At 43.0% G+C, this 18139-nt stretch carries 17 protein-coding genes and 1 tRNA gene; 12 read left to right on the top strand and 6 right to left on the bottom strand.

Annotation, left to right across the window (positions count from 1 at the left end; all coding sequences use genetic code 11):
- Positions 1 to 126 precede the first annotated feature (126 nt).
- Positions 127 to 2397: a patatin-like phospholipase family protein gene (locus tag ABIE50_RS26130; RefSeq protein ID WP_209865477.1), complete on the top strand. Its 2271-nt coding sequence runs from the start codon at positions 127 to 129 to the stop codon at positions 2395 to 2397.
- Positions 2398 to 2635: 238 nt separating this feature from the next.
- On the opposite strand, the gene ABIE50_RS26125 is transcribed toward ABIE50_RS26130, so the two are convergent.
- Positions 2636 to 3232, bottom strand: coding sequence for a MiaE family protein (locus ABIE50_RS26125; protein WP_142687772.1), 597 nt, complete (start codon positions 3230 to 3232; stop codon positions 2636 to 2638).
- 80 nt (positions 3233 to 3312) lie between these two features.
- Here ABIE50_RS26125 and ABIE50_RS26120 point away from each other — a divergent pair, with 80 nt between their 5' ends.
- The 3 genes from ABIE50_RS26120 to ABIE50_RS26110 all read left to right on the top strand — a co-directional run bounded on the left by ABIE50_RS26120 (position 3313) and on the right by ABIE50_RS26110 (position 7062).
- Complete coding sequence (locus ABIE50_RS26120; RefSeq protein WP_209865476.1) at positions 3313 to 4428, top strand: aminotransferase class I/II-fold pyridoxal phosphate-dependent enzyme; 1116 nt, start codon at positions 3313 to 3315, stop codon at positions 4426 to 4428.
- Between the two features lie 52 nt (positions 4429 to 4480).
- Positions 4481 to 6907 (top strand): penicillin acylase family protein, encoded by a 2427-nt coding sequence (locus ABIE50_RS26115; protein WP_209865475.1) that lies wholly within the window; start codon positions 4481 to 4483, stop codon positions 6905 to 6907.
- 82 nt (positions 6908 to 6989) lie between these two features.
- Positions 6990 to 7062: transfer RNA gene (locus tag ABIE50_RS26110), tRNA-Lys, on the top strand.
- Between the two features lie 168 nt (positions 7063 to 7230).
- Here ABIE50_RS26110 and ABIE50_RS26105 read toward each other — a convergent pair.
- The 3 genes from ABIE50_RS26105 to ABIE50_RS26095 all read right to left on the bottom strand — a co-directional run bounded on the left by ABIE50_RS26105 (position 7231) and on the right by ABIE50_RS26095 (position 9670).
- Complete coding sequence (locus tag ABIE50_RS26105; protein WP_209865474.1) at positions 7231 to 8067, bottom strand: SCO family protein; 837 nt, start codon at positions 8065 to 8067, stop codon at positions 7231 to 7233.
- Between the two features lie 93 nt (positions 8068 to 8160).
- Positions 8161 to 8994 carry a DUF6602 domain-containing protein gene (locus tag ABIE50_RS26100; protein WP_209865473.1) on the bottom strand — a complete coding sequence of 278 codons (834 nt, stop codon included), beginning with the start codon at positions 8992 to 8994 and terminating at the stop codon, positions 8161 to 8163.
- A gap of 7 nt (positions 8995 to 9001) precedes the next feature.
- Positions 9002 to 9670 carry an Abi-alpha family protein gene (locus ABIE50_RS26095; RefSeq protein ID WP_209865470.1) on the bottom strand — a complete coding sequence of 223 codons (669 nt, stop codon included), beginning with the start codon at positions 9668 to 9670 and terminating at the stop codon, positions 9002 to 9004.
- 169 nt (positions 9671 to 9839) lie between these two features.
- Here ABIE50_RS26095 and ABIE50_RS26090 point away from each other — a divergent pair, with 169 nt between their 5' ends.
- The 5 genes from ABIE50_RS26090 (at position 9840) to ABIE50_RS26070 (ending at position 13143) form a co-directional block, all read left to right on the top strand.
- On the top strand, positions 9840 to 10553 hold the full coding sequence (locus tag ABIE50_RS26090) for a hypothetical protein (protein WP_209865467.1): 714 nt from the start codon (positions 9840 to 9842) through the stop codon (positions 10551 to 10553).
- Positions 10554 to 10647: 94 nt separating this feature from the next.
- Positions 10648 to 10986, top strand: coding sequence for a helix-turn-helix domain-containing protein (locus ABIE50_RS26085; RefSeq protein ID WP_209865464.1), 339 nt, complete (start codon positions 10648 to 10650; stop codon positions 10984 to 10986).
- A gap of 394 nt (positions 10987 to 11380) precedes the next feature.
- Positions 11381 to 11743 (top strand): plasmid mobilization protein, encoded by a 363-nt coding sequence (locus tag ABIE50_RS26080; RefSeq protein WP_209865460.1) that lies wholly within the window; start codon positions 11381 to 11383, stop codon positions 11741 to 11743.
- Positions 11733 to 12506, top strand: a complete 774-nt coding sequence (locus tag ABIE50_RS26075; protein WP_209865457.1) for a relaxase/mobilization nuclease domain-containing protein — start codon at positions 11733 to 11735, stop codon at positions 12504 to 12506. The genes ABIE50_RS26080 and ABIE50_RS26075 overlap by 11 nt, the downstream gene beginning before the upstream one ends.
- A 37-nt stretch (positions 12507 to 12543) precedes the next feature.
- A complete protein-coding gene (locus ABIE50_RS26070) occupies positions 12544 to 13143 on the top strand; it encodes a hypothetical protein (RefSeq protein WP_209865455.1) in 600 nt (199 codons plus the stop codon).
- A 188-nt stretch (positions 13144 to 13331) separates the two neighbouring features.
- Here ABIE50_RS26070 and ABIE50_RS26065 read toward each other — a convergent pair whose 3' ends face one another.
- Positions 13332 to 13583, bottom strand: a complete 252-nt coding sequence (locus ABIE50_RS26065) for a helix-turn-helix domain-containing protein (RefSeq protein WP_169192297.1) — start codon at positions 13581 to 13583, stop codon at positions 13332 to 13334.
- Between the two features lie 545 nt (positions 13584 to 14128).
- On the opposite strand from ABIE50_RS26065, the gene ABIE50_RS26060 reads away from it, so the two are divergent.
- The 3 genes from ABIE50_RS26060 to ABIE50_RS26050 all read left to right on the top strand — a co-directional run bounded on the left by ABIE50_RS26060 (position 14129) and on the right by ABIE50_RS26050 (position 16716).
- Positions 14129 to 14614, top strand: coding sequence for a hypothetical protein (locus ABIE50_RS26060; RefSeq protein ID WP_209865452.1), 486 nt, complete (start codon positions 14129 to 14131; stop codon positions 14612 to 14614).
- A gap of 3 nt (positions 14615 to 14617) precedes the next feature.
- Positions 14618 to 14884: a hypothetical protein gene (locus ABIE50_RS26055; RefSeq protein WP_209865449.1), complete on the top strand. Its 267-nt coding sequence runs from the start codon at positions 14618 to 14620 to the stop codon at positions 14882 to 14884.
- Positions 14885 to 15039: 155 nt separating this feature from the next.
- Positions 15040 to 16716 (top strand): putative phage tail protein, encoded by a 1677-nt coding sequence (locus ABIE50_RS26050; RefSeq protein ID WP_209865446.1) that lies wholly within the window; start codon positions 15040 to 15042, stop codon positions 16714 to 16716.
- A gap of 91 nt (positions 16717 to 16807) precedes the next feature.
- Here the strand turns inward: ABIE50_RS26050 and ABIE50_RS26045 are convergent, their stop codons facing one another.
- Positions 16808 to 18133: a site-specific integrase gene (locus ABIE50_RS26045; protein WP_209865444.1), complete on the bottom strand. Its 1326-nt coding sequence runs from the start codon at positions 18131 to 18133 to the stop codon at positions 16808 to 16810.
- Positions 18134 to 18139: the final 6 nt, after the last annotated feature.

Below are 18139 nucleotides of genomic sequence, written 5' to 3'. Positions count from 1 at the left end.
GCTTTTTGTGGGGAATAAGATAACGAATATTTACTATGGGAGCAAATGTCCAACTAAAAATCTCTTGTGCTTAACATACCCGAATGTTTATAAAGCCTTATCTTTAATAAGGGCCAATTATTCAAAATGAAGCAGGGATCAACAGCGCACATCAGGCGAAGTACCAGTTTATTGTTGTTAGCTTTTATGTTGTGTTACTATACCGTGAAGGCTCAGCAAACGATCAGCAACAAACCTAAGATAGGATTAACGCTCAGCGGCGGCGGGGCCAGGGGGCTTGCGCACATCGGTATCCTGGAAGCGATAGACAGCGCCGGTCTGAGGGTGGATATGGTCACCGGTACCAGCATGGGAAGCATCGTAGGATCTTTATATGCCATGGGGTATTCCGGGAAGAAGATTGAAGAAGTCGCCCGTAAACTGAACTGGAACAGCCTGTTCTCCAACCAGCCCGTTCTTACTGATATTTCTTATGAAGAAAAACGGGAGTACAATAAATACATTATCGAAATTCCTTTTGAATATGGTAAGCCCAAGCTGGCTTCCGGCGTAATTTCCGGCGAAGCGCTGTGGCTGGAGCTGGCAAAACTTTGCTGGCCGGTGAAAGATATCAAGAACTTTGAAGACTTCAATATCCCTTTTAAATGCATTGCCACCGATGTGGCTACCGGCGATATTGTGACGCTCGACAGCGGGGAAATAGTGACCAGCCTGCGCGCCAGCATGGCTATCCCGTCTATTTTCACCGCCGTGAAGATCGGCGACCGCAAGTTGGTGGATGGGGGCGTGGTCCGCAACTTCCCGGTGATCACCGCCAAAGAAATGGGCGCCGATATCGTGATTGGCGCCAACGTAAGCGGCGGCCTGCGTAAAGCCGATCAATTGCTTACTCCTATTGATATCCTTTACCAGCTGGGTTTTTATAAAGATGCAGACGATTTTACCAAAGCCATAAAACAGTGTGACATTTATGTGCCGATGAACAAGGAGCTGGAAAATTACTCGGCCGCCAGCTTTGGCAGTGTGGATTCTATTATTGAAGCCGGTCGCCGGAAAGGGAGGGAGATGTACCCGGTTTTCAAACACCTCGCAGATTCCCTGAATGCACTATATCCTCAACCACCTTTTGCAGCAGACCGCTTGCCATTCGCCGCCGACATAGAGCTGAGCAGCGTGCATGTGAACGGCCTGGTTCATTCCGATCAGAAATTCTTTTTACAACGGCTGCATCTCAAACCTGGCGGATGTTATACGTCTGCCCAACTGAGAAACGCCATCCTCAATGTATATGGTACCCGTTTCTATAAAATGATCACTTATAACCTGGTGCCGGAAGGATACGGCAAGAGCCGGATGGATATACAGGTGGAGGAAAACCCGCTCACCTATGTGAAATTTGCGCTCAATTATAACACCTTTACCGGCGCCAATGCGATCATCAATTTAACACAGCGGAATTTCATTGTGCCCAACTCCCGCTCCTTTGTAACAGCGGTGATCAGTGAAAACCCACGCCTGGAGGCAGAATACTTCAAGTATCTTGGCCGCAGCCGTAACTTTGGCTTCGGGCTGGGCACCTATTATGAAAATAACGGGCTTACTTTTTATGATAACAATTTCAACAAGCAGCAACCCTACCGCAGCAAGTATGCCAACATAAATATGGACGTGCAGTATACCTTCTCCCGTAATATGTTTGTAGGAGTGGGAACGCGCTGGGAGTATATTAAATACAAACCGCAGCTGTCGAACTTCAGGGAGGTGCGTGGAAGCACCAACCAGCTGAACTCCTATATTAATTTTGGCATCAATTCCCTCAACCAGAAAATATATCCTACCAGGGGATTGTTGCTGGACCTGGAAGCCGGGCATATTTATAACCAGCACCCGGGCATAAAGGTCAGTTCACAGGGTGTAGAGCAGGACTATGACACGCTGGGTGTAAACTTCAACGACTATCAACGCCTGGCGCTGAACATGAAATACTATATTCCTATGGGGCGTAAATCGGCCCTGGAACTGGATGGTAACATAGGGTATACTATCAACTACAGGGAATCTGTGGTAAATGCGTTTGTAGTAGGGGGTATGACCAACATCACCCGCAACCAGGTGCCTTTGGTGGGCATATACGAGGGAGAAGTGATTGCGCCGAAAGTAGGCGTAATGCAGATAGCCTGGCAATATGAGTTCATGCGGAATCTTTTCGCCATTCCCCGTATAGGCGGAGCGGTATATGATGGCGTGATTTCCGACGGCAACAAGTACGAATATCTCGCCGGTTACGGCATTGGTGCTGCCTACAGCAGCCGTCTCGGCCCAGTGGAGGCCACCATGATGTACAACGACAAGTCAGGCAGGCTGAAGTTCTATGTAAACCTCGGGTTTAACTTTTGAGGGCTCGCCTTCGGCGAGATAAATTGTCTTGGAGCAGGATTAAACTGATTAACCGTGATTACCAGGATTTGATTGTGTTGTGATTTTATGATTAATAATAATTAAGGGAGATAAAAGCGGATGAATCTATTCGCTTCTATCTCCCTTAATCTTTTAAAATCAATAATGATCAAATCCTGGTAATCACGGTTAATCAGTTTAATCCTGCTCCAAGACAATTTTCATCGCCGAAGGCGATCTAGTGCATCCTGTCGCCGCGAACGGCGATGTTCTGCAGTATTTCCGCTTCCTTGTTTAGCCATTCCTGCCAGCGGGTGCGCACTCTTTCTTCGGGGAAATATTCGTTGGCCAGGTCAATAAAAAGGCGGTAGTGGCCTGCTTCAGATACCATGAAGCGGTGGTAGAAATCGCGCATATATTCATCTTCCAAACCTTCGCTCAGCAGGCGGAAGCGCTCGCAGCTGCGGGCTTCTATCAGGGCAAAGATCAGCAGGGCATCCAGGAAGCTGTCGTCCGGATGGCCGCCTTTTACCCTGTTATCCATGAGGGCATTTACATAATCATCTTTCCGTTGTTTGCCTAAGGAAAGGCCCCGTTTCTTCATTTCAGCAAGCACCTGCCGGAAATGGCCCCATTCTTCTGTAACAATAGGCGCCAGTTCTTCTACCAGTTTTGTTCTTTCCGGGTTGCGCTGGATCAGGGAGATAGCGGAAGATGCCGCTTTTTGCTCGCAATACGCGTGGTCGGTAAGAATATCCTGTAATGAAATGGCGGCCAGGTTAACCCATCGTGGATCAGTAGGCAGTTTTAGTCCGAGTATTGATACTTTGCTCATAGAAAAAACAGCGCTTAGGCTGTGGCTTTTTTGCGAAGATAACAGCAAAGTTTAAATTGTGCGCTGATAAACGCAGATCCATGGATAAAGACAATACTTCTTTTTTAACACGGTTGCTTGATGAGCGCCGGGAACAGCAGTCGTTCCGCGAGCTGAAGCTCCCTGGAGATAAAGTGGATTTTTGTTCAAACGATTACCTCGGTCTTGCCCGGAGTGCCGCTGTGAGGGAGTATATCCACACCCTAATGGAAGAAAGGCATCCCGCGCATGGCAGCACCGGGTCCAGGCTGCTGGCGGGCAATTACGAATGGATTGAATCAGTGGAAAAAGACCTGGCCGGTTTTCACGGGGCTGAAGCCGGGTTGCTGTATAACTCCGGTTATGATGCCAACCTGGGCGTATTTTCCTGCCTGGGCCGCAAGGGTGATACGATCATTTACGATCAGCTGATCCATGCGTCTGTCCGCGATGGGGTACGTTTATCGGCTGCGCAGTCGTTTTCCTTTGCACATAATGATGTGGACGATCTTGAAAAAAAACTGAAGCACGGGCAGGGAAATATTTTTGTAGCGGTGGAATCCGTCTATTCCATGGATGGCGACCTGGCGCCGCTGGCCGCAATTGCCGCCATCTGCGAACAGTATGGCGCGCATCTGATAGTGGATGAGGCCCATGCCACAGGGGTTATCGGCAGCAGGGGAGAAGGGCTGGTACAACAACTGCAGCTAACAGCCGCCTGTTTTGCGCGCATTCATACCTTCGGGAAAGCAGTAGGTTGTCATGGCGCCGTGGTGCTGGGCTCGCGGATATTGCGCGACTACCTTATCAACTTCTCCCGTTCATTTATCTATACCACCGCATTACCACCCGCTGCCCTGGCCGCCATAGAGGCGGGTTACGCCACTTTCCCCTATATGCAGGCAGAACGGGAGCATCTGCTGGCGCTCATTACACAGTTCCGCGCCGGCATCGTAAATACGGAGCTGTTGCCGGGCACCACGCCCATCCAGGCAGTGCTTACACGTGGCAATGAATATACCCGCAGCATCGCGCAGCGTTTGCAGCTGGAGGGCCTGGATGTGCGGCCTATCCTGCATCCTACAGTGCCAAAGGGCTCAGAACGACTCCGCATTGTGTTGCACAGTTTTAATACCTCCGCAGAGGTGGCCCATCTCATAAAAGTATTACAGGCATAACTGGTTATGATACAAATTTGATGTATTTTACATATTACATCCGACTTGTAATATGAGAATCATCCCCGCAGTTATCACCGCAGCAGTTACCTTATCGCTTACATATGCTTTCAGTCATAAACTGGGACAGATACCGCCACTGGGAAAGTTGTTAAGCCCACAAACCGGCTTCTGGCAAAATGCAGAGCCTATCGGTGAGTTTCCCCATGAGCAGCTGGTATTGCCTGGTTTATCAGGTAAAACGGAAGTTTGGTACGACGACCGCATGGTGCCGCATATTTTCGCGGAAAATGAAGGAGATGCCTATTATGTGCAGGGGTATGTAACCGCGCGCGACCGCCTCTGGCAAATGGAGCTGCAAACATATGCTGCAGCCGGCCGTTTATCCGAAATACTCGGCCCTAAGCTGGTGCAGTACGACCGGAAACAGCGACGCCTGGGAATGGTATATGCGGCAGAATACACGGTAAAAGAAATGCTGGCAGACCTGGCTACCAAAGAGGCGGTGACGGCTTACGCCGCTGGTGTTAACGCCTATATTGCCACACTTACTCCCGCTACTTACCCCGTAGAATATAAAATCCTGGATTATAAACCAGAGAGATGGGATATCATCAAGTCGGCCTTATTACTGAAGTACATGGCGCATGATCTTGCCGGAGCCGCTAACGATCTCGAGTCTACCAATGCGCGCCGTTTATTTTCCCTTCAGGACTTTGAGCTGATGTATCCCGACTTTAATGAGGCTACAGACCCGATTATACCGAAAGGCACGGCCTATCCTAAAGCTACATTAAAATCAACCGCTCCGCCTGATAGTGTGCTTGCCATTGCAGCAGCATATATGAAGTTTAAAACAGACAAGCCAGATCCGGACAACGGCAGCAACAACTGGGCGGTAGCCGGTAGCAAAACCCGCTCGGGTGCGCCCATCCTTTGCAATGATCCGCATCTGGGCCTGTCGCTTCCTTCACTCTGGTATGAAGTACAGATCCATACACCTGCTATGAATGTGTATGGGGCTTCCCTGCCCGGTGCGCCCGGTGTGATCATCGGTTTCAATGATCATATCGCCTGGGGCGTTACCAACGGGGAAGAAGACGTGAAAGATTACTACAGTATGCAGTTCCGCAACGGCCGCACTGAATACCTGTATAACGGCAGTTACCGCAAGGCAGACCTGCGTGTGGAGAAAATAAAGGTAAGAGACGGCGCCGCGGTATACGATACCGTTGCCTACACCACGTTTGGCCCTGTTATGTTTGATAATACGTTTCCCGACAAAACAACCGGTCAGAACTTCCTGGCCATGCGCTGGAAGGCGCTGGACCCTTCCAATGAGCTGGCTACATTCATCAAGCTGAATAAAGCCCGTAATTACGATGATTATTTAAGCGCTATTAACGGGTATACCTGTCCTGCCCAAAACTTTATATTCGCCGATAAAGCCGGCGATATAGCCATCTGGCACAATGGTCAGTATCCTTTGCGCTGGAAAGACCAGGGCAAATGGATCATGCCCGGCAGCGACAGCACTTATGCCTGGCAGGGATATATCCCTCATGATGAACTGCCGCATATAAAGAATCCCGAGAGAGGGTTTGTGAGCTCCGCTAATCAGCGCCCTACAGACAGCACTTATCCGTATGCGCTGTACGGTGAATACGATCTTTTCCGTGGTAAGCGCATCAATGAAAGATTAACTGCCATGAACGCTATCACCACGCAGGATATGATGCAGCTGCAGAATGACGATATGAACCTGTTTGCCGCCACCGCGATGCCTGTAATAAGGAAACATATAGACACCAGCGCTCTTACAGCACAGCAGCAGCCTTACTGGCAGCTGTTATCATCCTGGGATTTTATGGCTACGCCCGACAGTAAAGCCGCCAGCATCTTCAACACGTTGTGGGCGCACCTGGAAGATACTATCTGGCAGGATGAGCTGCATCCTAAAGACGCTACCATCCTGGTTTATCCGCAATCTATCACTACACTGCAATTGCTGCAACGCGATACTGCTTTCCATTTTATAGACAACATCAACACCCCGCAAAAAGAAACTTTATCGCAGCTGGTTCAGGGTGTGTTTGCTACCACAGTAGCACAGCTGTCCGAGTTAAACAAAGCAGGCAGGCTGGAGCTGGGGAAAGCGCGAGGTACCGATATCAACCATCTTTCCCGCGGTATTCCCGCTTTTAGCGCATTGCATTTGAACACTGGCGGTGGACAGCATATTGTGAATGCAACGAAATCAACGCATGGTCCTTCCTGGCGTATGGTGGTGCAGTTGTCGGATAAAACGGAAGCATACGGTATTTATCCCGGCGGGCAGAGTGGAAATCCGGGTAGCCCGTTTTATGATAACAGCATAAATGACTGGGTAGCGGGTAAATATTACCTGTTGCATATTTTCAGTGAAGAGGAAAAAGATGACCCTGTGATCCGCTACAAGCTTGTGTTTACAGGGAAGTGATAAAAATAATTTCAACAAAATTTGGCTGGAAATAAATAATTCCTATCTTTGCACTCCGTTAAACAAAAAGACGGGGTAAAAAGATTCCCTAGCTCAGTTGGTAGAGCAATACACTTTTAATGTATGGGTCTTGGGTTCGAGTCCCAAGGGGATCACTGGAGAAACTTGAAACCTGCGCGCCGCGCGGGTTTTTTGTTTTTGGTCTATTTGTTAGTCTATCAAAGTGCGGATTCGCTGTTTCGGTTTACTTGGTTTTATGCGGATTGGCTTGTCTATACGAATATAGCATTTTATTTCACGAATTATGTGATCCCTCGATGAAGCTATTTTCGATTCTCTTGTTCGATCAATCTTAAGCATAGATGTATTGTTGATAAATAACAGTAAAAAATCCAGGAGTGCCATAAAGGTTTATCATATTCGGTTTTCTGGCGAACGTTGTGATGCCTTATCCCAAAAGTATTGGCAATTTCAAAAAGTTCATTTGTATCCTTATTCATCAAGAGGTTTTTGATCTGTGGTTTTAAGTATTCTAAAACATCTGCAAGGTCTCTTAAGGCATCTCGTCTTTCATCTAAACTGGCAGTAGCTCTTCTAAATTTAATTCTAGCTGCAGATATTTTTGATTTGATATTCTCTTCATCGCTGGTCGGTATGGGAGCCGCAAATAAATGCTCGAACCCCTCTTCTATACTTTCTAGAATTTCTCCTTTCTCTGAAAGTTCTAAATTTTTGTAGCGCTTTAATAATGGATTGAATGTGTTCCTGAATTCCAATCTGCCCAAAGCGTCATCAGATTTTGTAACATGTGTTCCGCAATCATTCCAATTGTGATAGAAACTTTCTGTTGGCTTCGAACAACAATCATGTAGGACTTCTATTATTGTAAAAAAGTCTACATCGGAATAACTTTCAAAATAAGTAAAAATTGGCCAAAGCTTATCTTGTCCTACTTTGAGGAAAATTGCAGTTGCAACGTCATCCCCAAGTGTTCCAATGATACTTCCGTCACTACATTCAAAACCAAAGTATTTCTGGAAATAGCCCGCATTATCTAACTGTCGGTACTTTAGAAGAAATGCTTTCTTGAACATTTCCGAGCTTACCTCTCCAAACTTTACATGCCCTTTCCTTATATTATAGTATTCTCTATCTTCCACGGATAAAAATATTTTTTCAAGTAATATTTACATTAACTTAAGAACGCCAAAAAGAGTTAAACTTAAAAGCTTTGATATCAGGTCGTTCCATTCTTATAGATTTGCTCGGATTATACTTTTATATGGCATTTTACCCAGTTTAATGGTATCCAGAGCATATAAAATCATAATAATGCCTATAGCTAATGCTGAATTTTCTGTTCGTTTATGAATTAATGTTGATTTACCTGGAACAAAAAATGGCGAATCATAAGATATTGTATTTGTCGATGACAAGCCAGGGAACAAAATATCGTTTTGTCCCATAACGATCAGGTCAGGAGGACAATCAGGTGGGATTTCAATATTATCTACTGATTTAGCAGGGGTAGTATCAAAATTACAATCGGCAGTATTATCAACTACAAATCTCGATATTATTGCAGTGAACATTGGATTATCATGGTCTGGCCAATTTTCACGATTTAAAGCTTCTTGATCTTCCAGTGTAGTATAAGGATCAATTGAAAAAATTGATCTTTTTTCTCTTTGGAGGGATTTTATTTGCCCCACTTGCTCAAGTGCTTTATTCAAACTTTGCCCCCCTGTGTCTGCTCCTAAATATAGAGTGTGTTTTGCTTCAATGTAACAATAAACGGCTTCAATTGGAATATGCTCTTTTTGGGCAAACCCACTATATTCCAAACTTCTAATTGTAGGAAATCTATCTCGTGCATAAATAATTACATCATCTCCGGCAAAATTCCCGTTCTCTGTAATAACGAATCCCCTGCAAATTCCATATTTTTCAGGTAATATTTCCCTCAATAATCTGCATAGTGCAATTTCAAATTCGTCGCCAAAATCAAAATTGTATTTGGCTAATATTTGATCAAACTTACCGTTAATTGATTTAGCGATGTTTTGAATCATGTCTCTGTATGCCATACTGACTTTATTTTTTGTAATAGTCTGAAATAGTTCCTTTAAATCCATTGCATTTGAGATATAGGTTTAAGCAAAATACACTTGGAATTAAATGTATTACATAGTCATCCTCGGATTTAGAATACCTGAATATCTCATTAGTATGTCCCCATTTTATTATATTTAGTCGTAGGCCGTTTATATGTGTGATCAGTGATTCTAAATAAGTAATATCACATTCTCCCGTAAATTGGAAAAATTCTTTCATATATAAGCTTTTTCCTGTTGTCATTGGAAGATTGCCATTGGGGAATGAAACTTTGCAATTCTCACACATGAATTTTATTATCCTTGCCTCATGTAAAGTGATCTCTTTTAAAAGATTTGAATATATTAAGTTTTCCTCAATTGGATTATTTGACATCGACGATACAAATAACCCTGCCCATAAATCTTGAATTTCCGGCTCTCCTTCATTGCTAGCATTGGACATAATTGACAATGCAACTTTCGGATGGACAGAGAGATTGGTAGTTATACCGTTATTATCGCAAATATCTAAAGCTTTGCCAATAATTTTTTTAACATTGGTAGCCCTCCATTGTCGAAGATTGTCGATTTCCATGAACTCGATTTCCATATCAGCAGGCGCACAAACGACCTTTAGAAAATTCTTAATATCTTTTTCTGTATTCACGTTGAACTATTTTATCGAGATGTATTGATTAGGTGTGGTCAATTTGGTTGGGTTTATAGCAAGGAAAGGCGGATTACTGGGATTTGGGAGTTATATAGGTGTCATATAGTTAAAAAAAGTATTTTATTGAATTGAAACATTGTCGTAATTTAATAAAAAGGATTTGTGTATGAAAAAGAACTTGCAGCGTTTGGCATCCTTTGCCACTTTTGATCTTCCTCTTAATGTAGGCTATAACCAGCTACTACTCCGTACAATTCACAATGAACAGATAGCGACTATTCCCCGTTGGAATATTGAAGGCACACGAAGAAAGCTAATTGCCCATTATTGGTATAGGAATGTGCTTTATCACTTCCTTTCATTGTTCGGCATTGCCCTACTTATTATTTTACCCTTTAGCCCTTACTTTAATCTACTTTACTTATCTGTACTATGCACGATGGGGGCCATAAGTTTTTGGATAGCCTACTTTTTTATCTATTTACCTTTCTTTTCGTCAGCTTTTCTTCCGCAGTTGGAATCATTGATTGCAAACCGCAAAAAGGTGCAGATTGAAATACCACAGACGAAGAGTGCTAAAACCCAATCTAAAATTCCAGCATTAACCACTATTCTCTATGTACTTTTCAAGATGGCAGGAGCCAATAGAATCGCTTGCGATGCTTTTTCCGCTCAGATGTTCAATAGAATAACTGGTGTGGATACAGATAGTATTAAAGAAAATATTCATAGGATTCTTTATCCCGAAACTTTGACTCTAAGGGAACGGGCAGAAAGAGCAAAAGGTATGGCAGTTGCAAGGACTTACTTTGAAAAATTGGGCTATACACCGGCCATCAAGTTATTGGATGAATTGGAAACCCCAAAAAGAAAGAAGTAAAGCCTCTTTTTGGGTATTAATACCCAGTCTTAAGTATACTTAGTTTTTTTTAGCTTGCCTGTAGACGTATGTTTGTCGCCTAAACAGTAAGTGTATGAAAGAAAATGTGCAAATTGAAAAAGCTGTAACCCCCATGTTGTTTCCCTTTGACCCCGACCAGTATTGGCAACGGATTAGACTCATTATCCGGGAGGAAGTTACAAACGCCGAAAAGAGTAAACCCACTCAACCTCTTTATGAAACTCCCGGAATGACCTACAAGCCCCTTTTTAAGCTTGCGGAAGTCTGCAAGCTATTCCAGGTTACCAAACCCACCATTTACCAATGGATCAGGCATGGGAGGCTAAAGCGGTACAAAATCGAATCCCGTGTATTCTTTCTCTGGAATGACATACAAAAACTATTACAGCCCGAACAAGACAGCAAAGATTAAACGTTCAGCTTTGCTGCCCGTTTGCGATGATTGAACAGACAGCTTCGCTATCTGTTCCGTGGAGATTGAACTAGCGGCGTTGCCACCAGTTCGTGGAGATGATACAGGCAGCTTCGCTACCTGTATGCGGAGATAAACCGGGCGGCTTCGCCATCCGGTTGCGGAGGTCGAACGGATCTTCGCTCCGTTAGCGAGCGGTGTTTTTGCTGCGCAAAAACCGCTCGCCCCCTCGCTCCCGTTGGTCGCAAGGGGGAAGTGCGGAGATCTTAGCGGAGAATGACGGGCAGCTACGCTACCCGTCTGCGGAGAAAGTACAGGCGGCGTTACCACCTGTACGGGAAGATCGGGCAGGGCAGCAAAGCTGCCAGCCCTCAAAGATTAAAATGTAGCAGATATGGAACAAACGCAGGAGAAAAGGAAAAACAAAGGCGGCAGGCCGCCTAAAGCCGTTAGAAAAGAAATACGTACAGGCGTACGGTTTACCAAAGCCGAGTATTTTATCGTGAAAGAAAAGGCCACTAAAGCGGGTTTGCGCTACACTGGCTATATCCGTCAGATGGCATTGTTTGGCGGCGTTATAGCCCGGTTAAACGATGAGGAACGGGCATATATCAAACAGTTAATAGGGATGGCAAATAATATCAATCAGGTATCGAAACAAGCCCACAAAGAGGGCATGTTGAATGCTATGCTGCTTTTTGAAAGTTATCGTGGGCAGATTGATAACCTATTAAACTGGTTAAGACGTGATAAGTAAAGTAATTACCGGTAAATCCTTTTATGGCTGCTGTCGTTACGTTTGCGCAGATGAACATCGGGCGGAAATACTGGAGTCAGAAGGGGTAAGAGATTATAGCTACCGGCATATGGGCAATGATTTTGAGATGAGCAGGCAACAATTACCAAACAAGCAAAAGGCCGTTTTTCATGGCATCCTTAGCTTTTATCCTGGAGAACAACTAACCAATGAAGCATTGATGCAGATAGGGCGTGAATACCTTGAAAAGCTGGGCATAACTAACACTCAATATGTGATAACAAAGCATACTGATACCAATCATTTGCACCTGCATATTATTGCTAATTTGGTCAACAATCGGGGTAAGGCAATCCGTGATAACTGGATAGGGTTACGCGGGAAGAAGGCCGCCGTGCAGCTTACCCAAGAATATCAGCTTGTTCCAGCCATCGAAAAGAGAATAGCCCTTACCAATCTACAAGCCCTTAATCATGAAGAAACGGCGCGTTATGAAATTTTCCAGGCTATAGGAAAAGCATTGCTTCGCTGTAAAACCTTAACAGCATTGGAAAAGGAGCTGGTGAAAAAAGGCATAGATGTACAGTATAAGTACAAAGGGGATAGCGAGCAATTACAGGGCATTAGTTTTAAAAAAGGTTTGTATGCTTTTAAAGGTAGCAGTATTGACCGGAAATATTCTGTAGTGGGCTTGCAAAAGACAATGCAGCAGCAGATAACACTAGAACAGCAGCAAGCAAACAAACGTGGTTTGGGCTTGTAGCAGTAAACCTATTTAAGAATGAATTAAACTATGTTTTATGAATGAGTTGCTATTACAGACAATTGTAGACAAGTTAAATAAAGTTGATGAAGGTATCCGGCATATGAATAGCGGAGTAGTACAAATGCCGGACTACATAGAACAGTTAAAGAATGTAGATACTTCTTTAGAGCAGATAAAGGAAGATGTAGCAGGAATGCCGGAGCGCCTAAAGTTCCCTACAGCGGCGGTTTATGCGCTATCGCAGAATCTTGAAATAAATAACGATCTATTGAAACGTCCGCCTGTACAGGAAATAAGACATCACCATCATGTAAGGGCAGGGCTGATTGTTTCCGCTTGCCTGTTCCTGTTAGTTGTCTTAGTGACTGTGTGGTTATTCAACATGCGTTCCCTATTACAGGCTTATAAGGCAGGAGATATAAAATACCGTTATATACAGCTACAGGCAGGAAAGCCACTGCGCCCGTTCCTGTCTACGATAGATAGCTTGTATCATGTGCATCCGCAAGCCTTCCGGGATAGCGTTGTACAATGGGAGGAGGAAAGGCAGCGCATAGCAGCTATGTTACATGAAGCAAGGGAAAAGGAAGAAGAAGCAATTTGGCTAAGGAACAAGGCCGGAAAGATTCGGTAGGGTTGGTTTGTGCGGGGCGGGCGCAGCCGCCGCACCATCCCTCGCGCCCCTGCCGGCGGGGCAAACAATAGTAATTGTCTGATCTCCGCTGCCGCGGGCTTGCGCTTTGTTCCAGGATGATTTTTGCAGCATTAGTTCCCTGTTGGGCTTTTGTAGGAAAAATCATCCTGGAACAAAGCGCATTCCTTTTAATCCTCTTTCAGAAATTTAAAATTATGATCCAACAAGTGCTTGGGGTGGACATTTAAGCCCTTTGCGATTTCAAGAAATGTTGTAAACGTAAAATCTTTTTTTCCGTTTTCGATATTACTGATATTTCCTTTAGTAACATCGCATCTTGATGCGAGTTCATCAAGGCTTATCTTAACTTCTTTTTCTCTAATTTTACGCAAACGCTCCCCAATTTCCTGTAATCTATTTTTATCTCTTTCCTCATTCATTTTCAGAACTTTGGATAAATTCCGCATTTTTATTTCAAAAAATCGTTACAAGATCTTGCAACATTGAAAATGATTTCTTACTTTTGATAAAGTATAAATCTAAATGCTCCCTATTAGGGTATTTGGATTACTGCAACGTAAAATATAATTTTGCAGATCAAATTTTCTGCATTGATTACTACGTTTCTGCGTGCTTTGGAGAGGCCAGAATGTAGTGCAGCAATGCTCATGCCATAGGCGTGAGCTTGCTTGTAAGATCTATTCGGCCTCTCCAAAGCGCGCGGGTAGAACACTGCAAGTAAGCCACGCCTACGGTATTTTATATAATACTAATGACGTCTGGCAACTTCCCGTTGTTTTCCCATTAATAAACATTTTTCTATATCAAGGCTAATCGGTTGCAATGACCGATTCGGGAATCATTTGTCAAAATCAGATTAGGCAGCTTATTCTTTTGGTATCCATATATGGATATGCCTTGTTATGCAAGTTATCAGGCAATATTTCACCACTCGATTTATAATTACTCTTAAAAATTGAATGTTATGGAGAATCTACTAATTACGTTGAACCAAATTACGCCATGCGGCACCTCATCCGGCTTTGTCGAGCTACTTGAGTACGAGCTATCTTCTGTTATTGGCAGTAATGCTGCTGATAGCTGGTCAGCAGATCAACGGGCCGATTTTATGATGTTTTATGCTTTGTTCAGCGCGAATACTGTCGCGGCTTTTAATGTTCGGGATGCACTGATACGAGAGAATATTGAGGATTTAACTAAGGAGCTAATAACTGAGCTGGAAAGTGATTTGTACGAATTGTCAAGTTTTGCATCTGGGATTGAATTGTGTGAATTGGAGGAAGCTTTAGATAAGTATATCGAAATATTAGTTGACGGCGATACGGGGATAGATAGTACAATAGCGGCCATTACCGGCAATTATTTTAAGACATTTTTCTTGACGCTTCATTCTTTAGACATAGAGAATCGGATTAAAACAGTAAAAAGTCCAGTAACCTTTAAAATGTGATTTATGAGTAATAATAAACAACCAACAAACATGCTGCTCGCACTGCATTCAGAATTTTCTAAGCTACCCGTAATTTTCAGGGAGCAGGTTTGCGAGGAATGTAATTATAGCACCCCTACGTTCTATAGGAAGATGCGAGGTATTGACAGGCGTGTTGATGGTAAGTTGATACCAGCATTGAGCAATGCCGAAAAACAGAAGATCCGCGAGATCGGGGAGGGGGTGACAAAAGCACTATCTGCCTCTATTTTGGGAGATGCGGCAAAGTAAACATTTGGGGCACGATGATTTAATAACAACGGCGCTTGATTTCTCTTGCGCCGTTTTTAATTTTCGCAAGATTTGTGTCTTTTTGACTATGGCGCAAATAGAGTGCGTATTGAAGGTTTACATTTAGAAAATATTGTTAACCTTAAAAAAATACTATGATAGTTCAATTAATTTCTGATTTAGCGACGGTTTCTGGTGCCCAACAAGGAGATGTTTGTGTGGTGCTAGGTTATAATGATATTGGTGATGGCGGTGGCGGGCAGTTTTATTGGGATGGCGGGAGTTCGGCAAATCTTGATGGTGGTTTGGTATTTAAAGGGTCTTTACCTGCGGGTAGGTGGATAAGATTGTATTCGGAGCTAATTAGTGTAAGGTGGTTTGGAGCAACAGGGAAGGACAGTGTGTCCGATACAGCAGGATTTCAGAAGTCAATAGCACGCTCAAGAACTGTTTTTGTACCATCTGGTAGTTATTCGATTAATGAAACAATTGAAGTGAATGTACCTGGTTTTTCCTTCATTGGAAGTGGATCTGATTCAACAATTATTTACTTTGTTCCCAGTTCTGATAATAAACCCTGTTTTTTATTCAAACCTCTGAATGATGGTGCTGGAAAATTAGTTGCCAATAAGTTTTGTGGATTTTCTATTACAGCTACTTCTGGTAGCTCTACAATGAAATTGACTGCAGTTCAGCTTTTAGGGAATTCTGATAGTACAAGGAAAAGGATCACCAAATTTTTAATGCATGATATCCATGTATTACCAGAGTTTACCAATCAGAACGGGACTTGCATAGGAGTTGATATCAATGGCTGTGAGACTTCTACATTTAGAGAAATACAAAGTTGGGCAGATTTTCCACTTGTTTTAGGATCTGATATTGCTGGTACAATAACAAATGGTGGGGGAGATATAGACGTTACTACCTTCCGTGATTTATATTTGGTTTCTAATGGTGCTCTAAGAAGGCCATGTGTTTATATACGTCCTGGTACGTCCCTTTCAAATGTTGTGTTTGAAGGAACACATGACTATGCGGGTGGGTCACATGGTGTCTTATGGGATAGATCGCTGAATTCAAGTGCTACAATATCTGCATCTAATGTTTCATTTGAAAATATAAGAGTGGAACAAAGTAGTAATGCAAATAACTATGCGTTATACCTACATGGTGGTAATACTATGATAGATAGGGTAACAGTGAAGAACTGTGTTTTAGGTAGCCAAAATGGTATTTTTTTGAGGAATGTGAGGCATGTATCAATTGTGGACAGTACTGTTGGTATAGCATATGGCAGTGCCGTTCCTCCTTTAGTAGGTATTAATATTGATGGCTGTGAAACTCTGAAGACATTTAATGTAATACCCCAACAACAGGCAACGGCTGTTATCGCGAATATGGTAATCCGATCAGCTGATGTTGTATACTATAAGGGAACAAATTTTCCAGTAACTGCTGAGTATATTTTCCCTCTTATGGATGTGCAGGAGAATATACCAATTTACTTAGGACAAAAGAAAAATGCCAAATCAATAATTCTTGGAATAGGTGGTTCTTATCGTTTAAATTCAATATCTGTAAGCAGAACATTGAGCTTTATTCGAATTATTGCTTCCAATGCTTCCAATACAATTAACGAATGGGGTACAGCGGCCATTTTTGGAATAGGTAAGGTAACAAAAATGAGTGGATCAACTAATTTTTTTGTTGGAACTACAGCTTCTCCTAATGGTGTAGGGCTACTTTATGATAGTACTGGTTTTACTATTTCAAACGCTACCGGGCAAAATATAACAATATTATTCTATGAGGATTATGCGTTAATCTAGCATAGGCAATAGTAAATATGCTAATTTAATATTACTGATAACAATTACGATTATTCACATGATTGTTATCAGTAATGTTTATTTAGTCAAGTTATGTCCGAACCATTTTATCTAAAGTAGGTCTGCTTTCCCAAATTTCCTTAATTTTTCGCCCTGCTTCTTCGGGACTGATACGGATATATTTATAGAAATCCTGTAAACTCTTATGACCGCTGATTTTCATGATTAACTCTACTGGTGTGCCTGAAAGAAATTCGTTGGTACAGAAAGAACGGCGGCAGGTATGGGAGGTTATCCATCCATATTTTGGCTTTATTACCTCAATATCCTGATTCCCTTTTTTATAGGAGAACTTGACCGTTTCACAAATGCCTGCCAATCGGCCAATTTCTTTAATATTTACGTTGAAATCCGGATTGTTTACGATGGGGATTACCTTTTGAAAGCGATTTATAAGGATCTCATTGGCTACGTTCATTAATGGGATTACTACCCAGTGGTCCGATTTTTCCTGCTTTTTCCGGATCATCCCTTCCCGTATATCTTCAGGTTTTATATTGGAAAAGTCCGAGAATCGAAGCCCGGTAAGGCATCCCAAGACAAATAAATCACGATAGGGCAGGAGAGAGGGGCAATCCGATAGATCAGTATTATATATCTGGTTTATCTCCTTCCATGATAGGTATATGGCGTCTGAATCTTCATTCAGTATTTTAAAATCCGACAAATCAATAGGAGGGATGATTTTACGGCGTACCCTATCCCGGATGAATATACGCAGCTGTTTAATGGTTTTTCCTACTGTAGCCGTTTTAAGACCTTTTACAACAGTTTTTCGCCTGCGTTGGGTATACTCAAATGTCAGGAAATCAACCAGTCCTTCATAAAAGTTAAAATCAAGACAGTTAAAGGTAATGGTAGCCTTACGATAATCCTGATACGCCTGTAAGTGGTCTTTCATGTTTTTATATACCCGCAACATGCCAGGCGTAACCTTGTTGGTCTTGCACCTAATGTAATCATCTATTTGAAAATAAAAGTCCAGATTTGTTTCCGGCTGTTTATCTGCAACTTCCTCCGCAATAGGGGAAAGAGTTTCGGGGTTTAAGTCCGGTTTGAAGGTGCTTTTAACGAAGGCCAATACGTCTATTATTTTCTTTTGTACCGCATGGGATATAATGTCCTCAACTAAGCGTAGCATGGCTTTAAGCCTTTTGTTTAGTACTTCGGAATCGCCAAATGCTTCCGGCACGTTTGCGGCTACTCGGGATCTTTTCCAAAAGGCGGGGGGAATGGCGATTTCGGTATTAAGTAATGCCCTTTTTTCGGAATTAAAACAATACTGGATGAAAATAAGGCTTGTTCCATCCCTGCGAATCTTGCTACTTTTGCACACTAATTTTAATGGTAACAACATAACTAG

The sequence above is a fragment of the Chitinophaga sp. OAE865 genome (assembly GCF_040546735.1).
Lineage (GTDB): Bacteria > Bacteroidota > Bacteroidia > Chitinophagales > Chitinophagaceae > Chitinophaga > Chitinophaga polysaccharea_A.
Note: the sequence above shows the minus strand (reverse complement) of the source record. Positions and strands in the feature narration are given on the sequence as shown.

Coding starts and splice junctions, on each gene's coding strand:
- ABIE50_RS26050 (WP_209865446.1), top strand. CDS start 15,040: ATGATAGTTCAATTAATTTCTGATTTAGCGACGGTTTCTGGTGCCCAA.
- ABIE50_RS26125 (WP_142687772.1), bottom strand. CDS start 3,232: ATGAGCAAAGTATCAATACTCGGACTAAAACTGCCTACTGATCCACGA.
- ABIE50_RS26090 (WP_209865467.1), top strand. CDS start 9,840: ATGAAAAAGAACTTGCAGCGTTTGGCATCCTTTGCCACTTTTGATCTT.
- ABIE50_RS26045 (WP_209865444.1), bottom strand. CDS start 18,133: ATGTTGTTACCATTAAAATTAGTGTGCAAAAGTAGCAAGATTCGCAGG.
- ABIE50_RS26080 (WP_209865460.1), top strand. CDS start 11,381: ATGGAACAAACGCAGGAGAAAAGGAAAAACAAAGGCGGCAGGCCGCCT.
- ABIE50_RS26055 (WP_209865449.1), top strand. CDS start 14,618: ATGAGTAATAATAAACAACCAACAAACATGCTGCTCGCACTGCATTCA.
- ABIE50_RS26060 (WP_209865452.1), top strand. CDS start 14,129: ATGGAGAATCTACTAATTACGTTGAACCAAATTACGCCATGCGGCACC.
- ABIE50_RS26085 (WP_209865464.1), top strand. CDS start 10,648: ATGAAAGAAAATGTGCAAATTGAAAAAGCTGTAACCCCCATGTTGTTT.
- ABIE50_RS26100 (WP_209865473.1), bottom strand. CDS start 8,994: ATGGCATACAGAGACATGATTCAAAACATCGCTAAATCAATTAACGGT.
- ABIE50_RS26070 (WP_209865455.1), top strand. CDS start 12,544: ATGAATGAGTTGCTATTACAGACAATTGTAGACAAGTTAAATAAAGTT.
- ABIE50_RS26115 (WP_209865475.1), top strand. CDS start 4,481: ATGAGAATCATCCCCGCAGTTATCACCGCAGCAGTTACCTTATCGCTT.
- ABIE50_RS26130 (WP_209865477.1), top strand. CDS start 127: ATGAAGCAGGGATCAACAGCGCACATCAGGCGAAGTACCAGTTTATTG.
- ABIE50_RS26120 (WP_209865476.1), top strand. CDS start 3,313: ATGGATAAAGACAATACTTCTTTTTTAACACGGTTGCTTGATGAGCGC.
- ABIE50_RS26065 (WP_169192297.1), bottom strand. CDS start 13,583: ATGAATGAGGAAAGAGATAAAAATAGATTACAGGAAATTGGGGAGCGT.